This window comes from Dietzia sp. DQ11-44 (assembly GCF_014145205.1).
Lineage (GTDB): Bacteria > Actinomycetota > Actinomycetes > Mycobacteriales > Mycobacteriaceae > Dietzia > Dietzia natronolimnaea.
The window spans coordinates 1-12119 of record NZ_JAALEC010000694.1; the positions used below are offsets into that span (position 1 = coordinate 1).

Genomic DNA, 12119 nt, shown 5'->3' on the forward strand with positions numbered 1-12119 from the left:
ATCGGCGATCGCACGTGATCTGGGGGTCGGGCGATCGACGCTCTATCGCGCGCTGCAGAGAGAAGTGCAGAAAGGGGTTCGCTGAAGCCGGGATGGACTCAGCTGCTGCTCTCGGCTTAGTTGCACGACCCAGTAGTGAGGACGGCAATGCTGAGCCAGCAGATTGTTGTTAGGTCATACTTATGTGCATCCTGAGGCATATCTGGCTTCAGACTCATTCGTCGAAGGGGTCGCGGTGGAAGACATTCAGGTGGATGGGAGTGGCGATCTTCGGTGTTCAAACTGTGGCGGGAAGAGCTTTACGCGAAAGCGCACCAGGAGAGCGAAGATCCTCGGCGCCACCGCTGGCGTAGCGACGGTGGGCGTAGCGGGCTTGGCTGCTCCTCTCGTCGCAACGCAAAAGCTTTACTGCCAATCGTGCGGTACGTACAACCGCATGGGGGCAGCCAAGCCGTACAAGCCGAAGTCGCCATCACCGGCGAAGCCTGCGACGTCGAGCCCCGTTAGCAGCAGTACTCGGACCCCGGGCCGGCCACCAAGGAAGTCCTCCAAGTCCGAAGATATATTGTTCACGCTTTTTCTAGCCGGATTGTTCCTTGCTCTCTTTATTTGGGCGTTCACCGCAGGAAGTATCCTTTGGTCAATCGTGACCGGACTTCTCTTGGCCTTCTGCGTCTTCCTTGTCTTCACTGCAGTCACATTGGAGCGATCAGATGTGTCCCCTCCAAGGCCAGGTGCACGGGACGCAGACGCGGCCTGACCGGCGAGCAGGTCGCCGAAGCGCGGGACCGCCTCAAAGCGGGGGAAGAGCCATCAGCGATTGTCCGCGACCTCGTGTTTGGGCGATCGAAGAATACGGCGCCGATTGTCGGGGTCGACCAGCTCGCCCCGATCTCGGATCCAGAGAAGCCCCCGGAGGAGCACGTCGCTGGATTAGGAGTGCCACACAAGGCCGTGATGTCTCCACATTTGCTGCGCTACTTGTACGTGCCACACCGACAAGAGCCGGGTTTAGGGTTCGTGCTGCGCGAGCCGGAAGTCAACGGTTCGCTCACGAAGAGTCGCGTTAGACGATCGTCAAACGCGACAGCGTCTGACGCAAATTATGGGAAGTCCCGTTACTGGCGGGCGGGTCCGAGGCCGCTGCCCTGTCGGGGCCCCTCAGATCCAAGCAAATGAGAGGGGTGCCCTCCCCTCGACTCGCAAAGGAGGTGGCGGGACACCCCTGGGGCGGTTCAGAGCGGTTCGGGGCGGCAGTGCTCAGCTTCGCAACTCGATTTCCTGCCCAGTGTCGGATCAGCATGCGACTATCGCCCAATGAACACGAGACTCCGAGCGGATGGCCTCCGCATGCCGGCTGTCTACCCAAATCGATTTCTTGGCCTCTTTGCACGTGCGCATCTTTGTGAGGGCGGTGTGGTGCAGCACACTGTTCTGGGATTGTCTCCCTCCCACGCCGCTAGGCGCGCACGGAGGCAGGAGACAAAAATGCTTTGTGAGCAAGCAGGATTGGGATGACACGGATCTGGTTGTTCATTTCTGCACTAGCGCCGGCGCTACTCGTTGTAGGCTTTCGCTTGGTTGCAAGTCATCGGTTTATCGGTATAGCACTATTCGCGTTAGCGACAGTCGCTATACTTACGGTGTTTTTTATACTAAAAGCGCGGAGCTCGGTAGTCCCAAGGTTGTTCGTAATAAGCGAATCGAGGGACGAAACTCAACAAGTACCGACTTATTTACTAACTTTCATTGTGCCATTTTTATTTGTAGATATCAATGATTGGGGAAACGCTGCAGCGTATTCGGTGCTAATCGTCTTGATTGCAATCTTGCTGTACCGCACCGATCTCTCTCTCGTCAATCCGGCACTGCTCGCTCTGGGGTACCACATATACTCGATTCGGGACGGAGGAGGGCATGAGTCCTTGATTGTTTCCCGAACGCGCCCCCGGGTCGGGGCGAGTATCGCGGCGGTCCCGCTATCTGGCCACATATACAAAGTCGATGTAAATGAAACGGAGCGCATGAATGAGTGACGTGGGTATTGATGTTCAGAACATCGATGTAAGCTCAGCGATGACACTGGTGGTCGGATGGACATCTGGGAAAAGTCTAAAATTGCGGCAGGTACTCTTAAGTCAAGAGGTAGCAGCTGCCTTCCGGGATGTGGTCCAGAACGCCTCGAGTCAACTGGCACAAAGAGAGCCTGCCGACTGGACGCCCGATGCTGACCTATCTCCAGAGACCTATTTAGTGCTAGACGTCGACCAGGTGGGAGATGCCCCCAATCTCGCCGCCGAACATTCTGGCGAAAAGTTCCTGTCAGTTCTTGGATGGGCGGAGCGATTAGAGGAGATTAATCCCAAGCATCTCCCTGCAGGAGACCTTTCCTTTTATGCAATTGTAGTTGGAGAGGCTGGCGACAGGGCTGTGTTTATCCGCAGATCAAATCCTCGCCGGGGACTTAAGAGGGGACGTATATACTCCACGCTGTCAGACACTCTGCAGCGCGTGGAGGACCCAATATTTGCGTTCGATGAATGGATCGATTTGGTTTCTTTCCGCGGCAAGTTGGGGATCTTTAGTCAAACTGTCTTTTCTGCCTTTTTTCGCGACCAGGAAACTTTGGCAAAAAAGATTCCTGAATGGATTACTATCCTTGCGGCGTCGGTTCCGATGGAGTCCGTCAGTCAAGACTTACTCGAAACTCGAGTAAAGAGAGATTCGCGCCTTAAGGCACGTCTGGAAGCGATAGTTAGACGGGATCATCTATCGAGCGTGTCGAGCAGTGACCTGCGTCTGGCAATGGAAGAAAATGAACTAGATCCAGACAGGTTGATGGGTGTCGGTGGAAAGTTGCGTTTCGAGGTGGACGACATTCCACAGGTGCTTTATTTTTTGAATGAGGACCTGTTCACTGGGTCTCTCTCGAAGACTGGATTTCGAGCTGACAAAAAAGCCGCTCGATAGTTTTTCTGCTGTGCCGCGGACGTCATGTCGGTAATCGCTACGCTTTACATAAGGCATGGATATCGGCGGGTGGCCCAGCCTGGTCGATTGTCGTACGACCGACCAGGCCGGGCATTGATCGTTAGCTGATCGCGGACAGGAGTTCGGTGCAGGCCTGTTCGCATTTGCGGCAGGCTTCGGCGCAGACTCGACAATGCTCGTGCATGTCCTCGTGCTTCTTACACTCGGTGGCACATTCTGCGCATGCTGTCCGGCATGCCTCGAGCGTGGTCTTGACCGTGGCGAGGTTCTGCCCGGTGCGACGGCTGAGGATTTTGCCAGTGGTTGCGCAGAGATCGGCGCAGTCAAGGTTGAGGCGAATGCAGTTCCGTAGGTCTGCGACCATCTCTTCGGCCAGGCAGGCGTCAGCGCACGAGGTGCAAGTCTGTGCGCATTCGAGACACGCGGCGATGCAGTCGGCAAGCTTCTGCACGTCTATGCCGGAAGCGTCGTTGGGGTGGGTTTCGATCATTGAAGTGATGTGAGACATCGATGTGCTCCCTTCTTCTCCGAGTCGTCGCTGGAGGCGCCCAGCTAACGCCGACGCTACTGATGCGCAGAACTGGCTACAGTCCCTCGGTTCGACCTTCGCAGAATCTTTGTAATAACAAGCGTCCAATACCCGTTGTATCGGCTTTTCGCAGAAGGGCGGATCATTGTGCGGAGCGGTGACGCACGGTGATCCACTGCGCTGTGATGATGACTAGGGCCACGATCGCGGTGATGCCCAGCGTGAGTGGGTCGGACTGCGCCTTGAGCAGGAGGAAGGGTACGAGCACTGCGACGTCGAGGACGATCGCGACCCACGGGATCCACGCCTTGGCATTGACGTCGTCCTTGAGGCGTCGGACGATCCCGTAGTGGATGGCGATGTCCATTGCCAGGTACAAGATCGCCCCCAGGGAGGCGATCTGTGACAGGTCGAAGAAGGCTGCCATGAGGATCGCCAGGCCGGCTGTGATGTAGAGCGACTGGTGTCCGCCGGCCCCGGGTAGTCCCGGCACCTGGCCCATGTCGCGGAGCATGTCGTAGAGCTTGGAGACAGAGAACAAGCTCGCGATGAGTCCTGACAGCGTCGCCACCACCGCGATGATCACGGTCAGCGTGACGCCCCAGGATCCGAACATCGGCTTGGCAGCCTCGGCGAGGGCGTAGTCGCGGGCCCCGATGATCTGCGGAACGGTCAGGCTGGCGGTTACTGCGACGGTGATCAACAGGTAGAGGACGGTGCACAGGGCGATGGAGATCATGATGGAGCGGCCGATGTTGCGCTCCGGGTCCCGTAGGTCCGCGCCCTGGTTGGTGATCGTGGTGAAGCCCTTGTAGGCCAGGATGCACAGGGTCACCCCGGCCAGAAAGCCCATCCAGCCGTGCTCCGGTGGGGTGCGTTCGGCGACGGTGAACAGTCGGTCCAGCGAGGACACGCCCGCGGCCAGGATGCCGGCGATCGCCAGCACAGCGATGCCCACGATCTTGAGCGCCGCGGTAGCGGTTGCTGACCGCTCGACCCACTGGTTGCCCACCAGGTTGACCAGCGCGGCGGCGGCGATGGCGAGCACTGCCAGCACCGGCACCCACAGGGAGGAGTCCTGCATGCCGAACGGCCGCAGCACGTAGGTGCCGAAGGTCCGCCCCAGCAGGGACTCGGCGAGGATCATCGACACGTACATGAACAGGGAGAACGTGCCGGCCGCCACCCCGGGCCCGTAGGCGGCTTTGAGCAGCATCGCGATCCCGCCCGAGGACGGGTTGATGGCCGAGTACCGGATGTAGGAGTAGGAACTGAACGCCACTACCACCGCGCCGGCGAGGAACGCCCACGGCACCCAGCCGCCGGCCAATTCCGCGACCTGGCCCACGAGGGCGAAGATGCCGGCTCCGATCATTACCCCGGTTCCCAGCGCGACGGATCCGGTGAGAGTGAGCTTGTCTTGGGACTGTGTGCTGTGGTCCATGCTGACCGCACTACCTTCCTGCCGGTGGGTGGCCGCGTCGGTGGCGATATCGGCGCGAGTGGGGATGTCAGGCGAGTTGCATAGTGGTCAGGCAGGTGAGGTCATCGTCGCCCGTGGAGATCGGAGCGGTGGCCGTTCTGCCGTCGTGGTCGATGGTGAGCGTGGCCGTGATGCCTCGCGGTAGCCAGAGCCCGAGAAAGCCGTTGTCGTAGGTGATGCGCGGTTCGTCGATGAGGGTGTCACCGGAGGCGTTATCGGTGACTGTGACGTGCACCTGTTCGTTGGCGATCTCGCCGAGGCAAGTGGTCAGGCTGTGGAATCGGCAGGGGTGGGTGCTCGTGTAATACGGAGCCACTGACAGATAGAACTGGTCCTCTGGAATAGGAATCGTCTCGAGGCTCTCATCGCCACTGGTCAAGACGAGCTCAGTCGGCTGCACCGAGGCGATCAGATCGTTCGGCCTGTCGGCCACCGGCATGGTGTCGAGCGTGTTGATGATCTGGGGTGCCTCGAGGCCGGCGAGATCGTAGGACTCCAACGAGGTGACGGGTGGTTCTGTCGACGCGTTGCCTGACGGTCCGGTCGAGCAGCCGGCGAGAGTCAACGCGGCGGCAGCAAGGAACGCGGATGCGACTCGTCGCCGAGAGGTGTCGGTGGTTGTCATGGTGGTTATCCTCGCTCCATCGCTCTTGTGACGGATTCTGGGCTCAGGTCGAGGCGCCGCAGCAGCTGGGCGTTGAGGGCAACAACGACTGTTGACAGCGACATGAGGATGGCGCCGACGCTCATGGGCAGCACGAATCCGATCGGAGCCAACACGCCGGCGGCGAGAGGCACGGCGGCAAGGTTGTAGCCGGCGGCCCACCACAGGTTCTGCTTCATCTTGCGGTAGCTCGCCCGGGAGAGTTCGATGACCGAGAGCACAGAGCGGGGATCCGATGAGGCCAGGATGACGCCGGCGGAGCCGATCGCCACGTCGGTCCCGGCGCCGATGGCGATGCCCACATCGGCTTGGGCCAGTGCGGGCGCGTCGTTGACCCCGTCGCCGACCATGGCGACCTTCTTGCCTTCGTGCTGGAGTTGGGCGACCTTGGCGGCCTTGTCTTCTGGCCGGACCCCGGCGAAGACCCGGTCGATGCCGAGCTCGGCGGCGACGGTGTCAGCGACGGCCTGAGCATCGCCGGTGATCATGACGACCTGCGCACCGGCAGCATGGAGCGCGTCGACGGCGTCACGGGACTCGGGCCGGATCTCATCGGCCAACCGCAGCGCGCCGATCACCCGGCCCTCGGCGAGGACGTGCAGGATGATCGCGCCCTCGGTACGCCACTGATCGGCGACGGGGAGTTCGTCGCGATCGTGCTGGTCGAGGAGATAGGGGCCGCCGACCTCGACCACGGTGCCCTCCACCGTGGCCTTCACGCCCACAGCTGGCGAGGAGGAGAAGTCGGTCGCCTTCGCCACGGTCAGTTCGCGGGCCCTTGCGGCCCCGACCACGGCTCTGGCGAGCGGGTGCTCGCTGTCGCTCTCGGCCGCCGCGGCGAGGGCGAGTACCTCGTCTTGGGTGTGTCCCTCGATCGGTTCGATTCCGGTGACGGTGGGTTCGCCCTTGGTCAGGGTGCCGGTCTTGTCGAACAGGACGGCGTCGACGGTGCGCATCGATTCGAGCGCGAGGCGGTCCTTGATCAGTACGCCGCCGCGGGCGGCGCGTTCGGTGGCGATCGAGACCACCAGCGGGATCGCCAATCCCAGGGCGTGCGGGCAGGCGATCACCAGCACGGTGATCGTGCGCACCACCGCCGCATCCGGCATCCCCAGAACACTCCAGATGACAGCGGTGATCGCCGCCGATGCGAGGGCGAACCAGAACAACCAGCCGGCCGCGGTGTCGGCGATGCGCTGGGCACGCGAGGAGGATGCCTGCGCGTCGGCCACCAGCTTCTGAATTCCGGCCAGGGCAGTGTCGTCACCGATTGCGGAGACTTCGACGCGCAAGCCGGAGTCGGTGGCCACCGTGCCGGCGACCACTTGCTCGCCGATCTCACGGCGGACCGCCTTGGACTCGCCGGTGACCATGGATTCGTCCATGCTGGCCGAGCCGTCGATAATCTTGCCGTCGGCGGGCACAGAAGCACCGGGGCGGACAATCACGACGTCGCCGACCGCCAGATCGGCCGGTGCGACGGTGACCACGTCGTCGCCGTCGACCTTCTCGGCCTCATCGGGTAGCAGTGCCGCCAGGGAGTCGAGTGCAGAGGTGGTTTGCGCCAGGGAGCGCATCTCGATCCAGTGGCCCAGCAGCATGATGACTACCAGCAGCGCCAGTTCCCACCAGAAGTTCAGCTCATGATCCAACAAGCTCAGGCTTGCGCCCCAGGAGGCGATGAACGCCACGGTGATCGCCAAGCCGATGAGCAGCATCATGCCGGGTTGACGAGCGCGGACCTCGGAGAGAGCGCCGGTCAGGAACGGCCGGCCGCCCCAGAGGTAGATCACTGTGCCCAGGATGGGGGAGACCCACCACACCCATCCGGCGTCGGGCAGCTGGTAACCGATGAGGTCGGCGAACATCTCGTTGAAGCCGACCACCGGCACCGCCAAGACGAGCATGATCCAGAACAAACGTCGGAACTGCCCGACATGGTCTCCGTGCCCGGCATGACCGCCATGGTCTTCATGGCCAGCGTGATGCTGCCCCGCATGGGCGTGGCCCGTCGTCTCCTGGGGCCCGTCCGGGTGATGGTGCTCAGCTACCGCCGTGTCTCGCTCGTTGAGGTGCCCGGCCGCGGCTCCGCCGGATCCGTGACTGTGGGCGTGGTCATGATGATCGTGCGACTGATTCATTTGGTCCCTTCCGTCTTGTCCATTGCCACCTGGTTGGCGTGATCTTCGAGCGGCATGCGTCCGGCAGCTTCGATATGCAGGAGTTTCGAGGGAGTGAAACAGCAAGAACATGATTCCCTGACAGCGGTGAGCCCTAGCGCATGATGTGTTCTAGGGGTCATGGACATCTCTTCCCGTGGGGCCAAGTAGCAGTTGCTCCGGGCCACGAGCCGATACCGCCGCAGGGTATCGAATCGTGCTGACATCTGTGCTCGGCCGACCACGTTCGTGACACCGCCCATCCCAGGATCGCCGTTCCCGTCGGTGATGACGCACGTCCTGGCGTTCTGGGGTCCGGCCGACAGTCAGGATCGTGGGTGAGCCAGCGGATTGTGGTGGAGATTGTGTGAAGGTTTGCTCAAGATGTTCGTCAGGGGAGTGGTTCGGGCTGGCGCCACGATGATGGCGGCTCCCTTCTAGGGCGCTCGGAACGATGGAAGCACCCTCCGCCGCTGCTGGTCTTTCGGGCGCCCAAGGGCGTGGGCCAGGGTGAGCTGCCTTTGGCCCGACTCCGTAGCCACATTGCTCGAACCCGAAGGCTTCTTCGGTGACGACCTGCGGTGATGGCCTGGGACGATTGGAACAACCGGGTTGCCAGCCCGGGATAGGGCCCGCGAGTTCGTCGAGCTAACCGGCGGCGTCGACCGGATCCTGAATTCGATCAGATGTCATGTTCTCTCCTGGTTTCTGCCGTGCGAGTTCATTGGCTTTCCCACCCGCAAACTATACCCCAACGGGGTATGTTGGTGAGGCGTGTTCACCGAATTTCGGGGCTCGGCTACATCCGCGAAGCATCCTGCTCGCGACCTTGCCGGGGCCTCCCATGCACCTACCCGCCCCCGCTTAGCGGGAGAAGCGGGCGATGGCGTCGGCCACTTCCTTGAATTTGATCTCTGCGGCCTCGTCGGACTCGTTCACTGCGTCGGCGACGCAGTGGCGCATGTGGTCGTCGAGCAGGCCGAGGGCGACGTTGCGCAGTGCGGAATTGATGGCGCTGACCTGGGTGAGGATGTCGATGCAGTACTGCTCCTCATCGATCATGCGGTGGATGCCCCGCACCTGGCCCTCGATCCGCTTGAGCCGGGCCTTGTAGCGGTCCTTTTCCTTCATGTAGCCGTGGTGACTGTGGGTCTCGCAGCCAGCGGCTTCGGCATCGTGCTCGGCTGCAGGGTCGATGGCGAGGTCCGGGGTATCCGTCATTGCTGGCTCCTGGTCTGGTCGTGGTTGGGGGTCGCGTGGCTTGAGGTGAACCCGCGCAGGCGTAGGGAGTTGGTCACCACGAACACACTCGAGAACGCCATTGCGACGCCTGCGAGCATGGGATTGAGCAGTCCGATCGCAGCGACGGGGATCAGTGCGACGTTGTAGGCGAACGCCCAGAATAGGTTGCCCTTGATGGTGCCCAGGGTCCGGCGTGACAGCCTGATCGCGTCCACGGCGGATCGCAGGTCGTCGTTCATCAGAGTGATGTCGGAGGCTTCGATCGCCACGTCCGTGCCGGCGCCCATCGCCAGTCCGAGCTCGGCCCGGGCGAGAGCTGCCGCGTCGTTGACGCCGTCGCCGACCATGGCGACGTTCTTGCCCTTGGCCTGCAGTTTCTCGATCTGGGCGACCTTGTCGTGGGGCATGACCTCGGCGATCACGTTGGCCGGATCAATGCCGACCTCGCTGGCCACGACACGTGCGGCTCCGGCGTTGTCGCCGGTGAGTAGCCACGGGGTCAATCCGAGAGCTTTGAGTCCGGCTACCGCCTCGGCGGAGGTGGGCTTGACGGTGTCGCGGACGGTGATCACGCCCGCGACGGTGCCGTCGATCTGGGCGACCACAGGGGTGCCGCCCTGCTTCTGGGCATCGTCGAACGCGGTCCGCAGGTCCGCCGGCAGGGAGCCCTCAGGGCGACCAATGGTCACCACGGCACCGTCGACGGTGCCCGTGACGCCACGGCCTGCAGTATTGGTGAACCCGGTGACCTCCGGCAGAATGGCGGATCCGGCCTCCCTGTCGGCCACGGGGCCCTCGCCCGCCAGACTCTTTGCACCCTCGCGGGCGATGGCCTGGGCGATCGGGTGCTCGGACGCGGCCTCCACCGCAGCGGCCTTGACCAGCAGATCCGTCCGGTCGAATCCGGCGGCAGTGGTGACCTGGCTGACGGACATCACTCCGGAGGTGACGGTGCCGGTCTTGTCCATGACGATGGTGTCGACGCGCCGGGTGGACTCTAGGACCTCGGGCCCCTTGATGAGCAGTCCCATCTGGGCGCCGCGGCCGGTACCGACCAGGAGTGCGGTGGGAGTGGCCAGGCCCAGTGCGCACGGGCAGGCGATGATGAGCACGGCCACGGCGGCGGTGAACGCGGTGGCCAGTCCCGCTCCCACCACAAACAAGTGCACGAGCAGGGTGATGATCGCGATGACGATCACGATGGGCACGAAGACCTGCGAGATGCGGTCGACCAGTCGTTGGACCGGGGCCTTCTTGGACTGCGCCTCGGTGACCAGCTTGGCCATCTGGGACAGTGTGGTGTTCTCGCCGGTGCGGGTGACCTCGATCAGCAGTCTTCCCGAGGTGTTCATGGTTGCGCCGGTCACCGTGGAGCCGGACGTGACCTCAACCGGGACGGATTCGCCGGTGAGCATGGACTCGTCGATCGCGGACGAACCCTCGGTGACGCGACCGTCGGTGGCGATCTTTTCGCCCGGGCGCACCACGACGATGTCGCCGACCTTCAACTGACCCACGGGGATGCGGACCTCGACGCCGTCGCGGAGGACGGCGGCGTCCTTGGCTCCCATGTCGAGGAGCGCCTTGAGTGCGGCGGAGGACTGCCCCTTGGCCTTGGTTTCAAACCAGCGGCCCAGCAGCAGGAAGGAGATCACCACGGCGGCGGTCTCCAGATAGATCTCGTCCATCGTGGAGTTTGTGGGCAGCAGATGCACTTCCATGGTCATGCCGGGCATGCCGGCGTTGCCGAGGAACAGTGCCCACAGTGACCAGAGGTAGGCGGCCGCCGTGCCCATGGAGACCAGGGTGTCCATGGTGAACGAGCCGTGCCGCAGGTTGGCGAGGGTGGCCTTGTGGAAGGGTGCGCCTCCCCAGAAGAAGATGGGGGTGACCATGGTCAGCACGGCCCACTGCCAATTGGTGAACTGCAGTGCCGGGATCATGCTCAGCAAGACCACCGGGACCGTGAGTGCAGCCGAGACAATCAGACGGTGTTTGAGGTCTGCGGTCTCGCGTTCCCTGGCCTCCTCGATCTGGTCTCGGGGACCGGCGCCGCCACCTGCGGAAGTTGCGTCCACAGCCTGGTCGTCGTCATTCTTCATCGTGAACGCGTCGTATCCCGCACCGCGCACGGTCTCGATGAGCGCGTCCGTGTCGACCTTGCTCGGGTCGAAGGAGATGGACGCGGACTCGGTGGCGAAGTTGACCGTGGCGTCCACCCCGTCGAGCTTGTTGAGCTTGCGCTCGACCCGCCCCGAGCACGAAGTGCAGGTCATGCCCGTGACGCCCAGATCTATGTCGATCAGATCCACCGCGGGGTGCATCTGGGAGGGTTGAGTCTGGGTCATCGAGGATCAATCCTTCACGGTGAACGGGTGGTGTGCTCGGGGCCAGGGATCTCGCCAGCTGCTGGGGCTGGCGAGATCGCTTCGCGTCAAGAGGTGACGGTGTAGCCGGCTTCCTTGACGGCGGCGACGACCTGCTCGTCGGTGAAGCCCTCGCCGGAGACCGACACCGTTCCGGTCTTGCTCGAGGCCTCCACCATGGAGACGCCCGCGATTTCGCCGACTTCCTCCTTGACCGACGACTCACAGTGTCCGCAGGTCATGCCCTGGACGGTGTACTCCTTGGTGCTGGTAGCCATGACGGCTCCTTCCGTTGACGGGTGTAGTTCGTTGAGACATCCGATGGCTCGGATCAATCCGAACACCAATGAACCTATACCCCGTAGGGGTATTGGTCAAGGGTGATGTTCGCTTGTGTCCGCGGCTCACTCCGCCTGCACTCTGATCGCCCGGACGCCGTATGGATTGACCAGTAGGCGGGCGCAAGAGCCGTGGCGGCAAGGTCTTTGGAAGCGCGGAGACGAGCTCACCGTGCTGGCGGTGCAGCGCGAACCAGGCCCTTGCCGCCGCAGTTGAGCAGTTCGTCATAGAGACGGGCGACGCGTATTAACGCAGGCCAACACCCGGCCATGTCTGTATCCGCAACCAATTGTTCGGAACCCTGGCCGAGGGCCTCTTAGGCTAGCCCCGCTGATTCACGGAGCGT

The 12119-nt window shown here is 62.6% G+C and carries 8 protein-coding genes; 1 reads left to right on the forward strand and 7 read right to left on the reverse strand.

The features are described 5' to 3' along the window. Positions 1–2028 precede the first annotated feature (2028 nt). A complete protein-coding gene (locus G6018_RS15755; RefSeq protein ID WP_182611237.1) occupies positions 2029–2970 on the forward strand; it encodes a hypothetical protein in 942 nt (313 codons plus the stop codon). Between the two features lie 121 nt (positions 2971–3091). Here G6018_RS15755 and G6018_RS15760 read toward each other — a convergent pair whose 3' ends face one another. The 7 genes from G6018_RS15760 to G6018_RS15795 all read right to left on the reverse strand — a co-directional run bounded on the left by G6018_RS15760 (position 3092) and on the right by G6018_RS15795 (position 11712). Then, the gene (locus tag G6018_RS15760; RefSeq protein ID WP_228549190.1) at positions 3092–3481 is read right to left on the reverse strand and encodes a four-helix bundle copper-binding protein; all 390 of its coding nucleotides are present in this window, start codon (positions 3479–3481) and stop codon (positions 3092–3094) included. A gap of 181 nt (positions 3482–3662) precedes the next feature. After that, positions 3663–4964 carry an APC family permease gene (locus G6018_RS15765; protein WP_182611236.1) on the reverse strand — a complete coding sequence of 434 codons (1302 nt, stop codon included), beginning with the start codon at positions 4962–4964 and terminating at the stop codon, positions 3663–3665. A 67-nt stretch (positions 4965–5031) separates the two neighbouring features. Continuing rightward, positions 5032–5502, reverse strand: coding sequence for a CueP family metal-binding protein (locus tag G6018_RS15770; RefSeq protein ID WP_241732183.1), 471 nt, complete (start codon positions 5500–5502; stop codon positions 5032–5034). A 131-nt stretch (positions 5503–5633) separates the two neighbouring features. Further along, positions 5634–7808: a heavy metal translocating P-type ATPase gene (locus G6018_RS15775; RefSeq protein WP_206682243.1), complete on the reverse strand. Its 2175-nt coding sequence runs from the start codon at positions 7806–7808 to the stop codon at positions 5634–5636. An 882-nt stretch (positions 7809–8690) separates the two neighbouring features. Further along, on the reverse strand, positions 8691–9047 hold the full coding sequence (locus tag G6018_RS15785; RefSeq protein WP_017838595.1) for a metal-sensitive transcriptional regulator: 357 nt from the start codon (positions 9045–9047) through the stop codon (positions 8691–8693). Then, positions 9044–11416 carry a heavy metal translocating P-type ATPase gene (locus tag G6018_RS15790; RefSeq protein WP_182611234.1) on the reverse strand — a complete coding sequence of 791 codons (2373 nt, stop codon included), beginning with the start codon at positions 11414–11416 and terminating at the stop codon, positions 9044–9046. Before G6018_RS15790 ends, G6018_RS15785 begins: the two co-directional genes overlap by 4 nt. 86 nt (positions 11417–11502) lie before the next feature. Beyond that, complete coding sequence (locus G6018_RS15795; RefSeq protein ID WP_007625927.1) at positions 11503–11712, reverse strand: heavy-metal-associated domain-containing protein; 210 nt, start codon at positions 11710–11712, stop codon at positions 11503–11505. Positions 11713–12119 lie beyond the last annotated feature (407 nt).